2 rRNA genes are annotated in these 2,008 nt (G+C 52.5%); both read right to left on the reverse strand.

The window, feature by feature from the left end:
- Positions 1–52: 52 nt before the first annotated feature.
- Positions 53–169 (reverse strand): 5S ribosomal RNA (rrf, locus tag BUC26_RS22435).
- A gap of 132 nt (positions 170–301) precedes the next feature.
- Positions 302–2,008, reverse strand: a 23S ribosomal RNA gene (locus tag BUC26_RS22440); the annotation flags it as partial.

Below are 2,008 nucleotides of genomic sequence, written 5' to 3' on the forward strand. Positions count from 1 at the left end.
CAAAAAAAAGGGACAGTCCCTTTTGTGGGGACTGTCCCTTTTTTTATAAAGAATTCGGCGGCGACCTACTCTCCCACACAGTTGCCCGTGCAGTACCATTGGCGCAGAAGAGCTTAACGACCGTGTGCGGAATGGGAACGGGTGGAGCCTCTTCGCTATGACCACCGAAAAAGTGGGTATAAAACAGCGATAATTGAATAGTAGAGCAACAACAGCAGCTGTCTAATCAGGATAAGAGCAAGGTCCGGAAGAAGAGGGCAGGGGATACTGTCCTCTGTCTTCCGTCCTCTGTCAAACTGATATGGATAAGCCGCACGGCACATTAGTATCGGTAAGCTCCACGTGTTACCACGCGTCCACACCCGACCTATCAACGTCGTAGTCTCCGACGTGCCTTCAGATGGCCACTACAGCCATGGGGTATCTTATCTTGGAGTGGGCTTCCCGCTTAGATGCTTTCAGCGGTTATCCCTGCCGAACTTAGCTACCCAGCAATGCCCCTGGCGGAACAACTGGAACACCATCGGTTCGTCCACCCCGGTCCTCTCGTACTAGGGGAAGATCTCCTCAAATACCCTGCGCCCGCAACAGATAAGGACCAAACTGTCTCACGACGTTTTAAACCCAGCTCGCGTACCACTTTAATTGGCGAACAGCCAAACCCTTGGGACCTGCTACAGCCCCAGGATGTGATGAGCCGACATCGAGGTGCCAAACCTCCCCGTCGATATGGACTCTTGGGGGAGATAAGCCTGTTATCCCCGGAGTACCTTTTATCCGTTGAGCGACGACCCTTCCATGCGGAATCGCCGGATCACTAAGACCTACTTTCGTACCTGCTCGACGTGTCCGTCTCGCAGTCAAGCTCCCTTCTGCCTTTACACTCTACGGTTGGTTTCCAATCAACCTGAGGGAACCTTCGCGCGCCTCCGTTACACTTTGGGAGGCGACCGCCCCAGTCAAACTACCCACCAGACAATGTCCCGGATCCGGATTACGGACCACGGTTAGATTCCTAAGGAGGCAAGGGTGGTATTTCAAGGACGACTCCATGAGCACTAGCGTGCCCATTTCCACGTCTCCCACCTATCCTACACATGCCACCTCAAAAACCAATGCCAAGCTATAGTAAAGGTTCACGGGGTCTTTCTGTCTTGTTGCGGGTAACCGGCATCTTCACCGGTGCTACAGTTTCGCTGAGTCTCTGGTTGAGACAGTGGGGAAATCGTTACGCCATTCGTGCAGGTCGGAACTTACCCGACAAGGAATTTCGCTACCTTAGGACCGTTATAGTTACGGCCGCCGTTTACCGGGGCTTCGGTTCATTGCTTCGCTTGCGCTGACAAGTCCCCTTAACCTTCCGGCACCGGGCAGGCGTCAGACCCTATACTTCGTCTTTCGACTTCGCAGAGTCCTGTGTTTTTAGTAAACAGTCGCTCCCCCCATTTCACTGCAACCTGACTAGGCTCAAACAAGTATTTATTATCACCATGCAGGCACACCTTCTCCCGAAGTTACGGTGCTATTTTGCCGAGTTCCTTAACCAGAGTTCTCTCAAGCGCCTTGGTATTCTCTACCAGCCTACCTGTGTCGGTTTACGGTACGGTCGCCATCATGACTAGATACGAGGCTTTTCCTGGAAGCAGGGAATCAACCACTTTGTTGTCTATAAGACATCGTCGTCACGCCTCAGCGTTAACAAGGACCCGGATTTGCCTAAGTCCTCCGCCTACACGCTTAAACCAGGTATTCCAACACCTGGATGGTCTATCCTTCTCCGTCCCCCCTTACCATAGCATCATGTCAGCGGTACAGGAATATTAACCTGTTTCCCATCGACTACGCCTCTCGGCCTCGCCTTAGGAGCCGACTAACCCTGAGCAGATTAACTTGACTACAGGAAACCTTAGGCTTTCGGCGACAAGGTTTCTCACCTTGTTTATCGCTACTCGTGTCAACATAAGCTCTTGTGGGGCCTCCAGCGCTCCTTTCGGTACACCTTCTCAGG

This window comes from Desulfofustis glycolicus DSM 9705 (assembly GCF_900130015.1).
Classification (GTDB): Bacteria; Desulfobacterota; Desulfobulbia; order Desulfobulbales; family Desulfocapsaceae; genus Desulfofustis; species Desulfofustis glycolicus.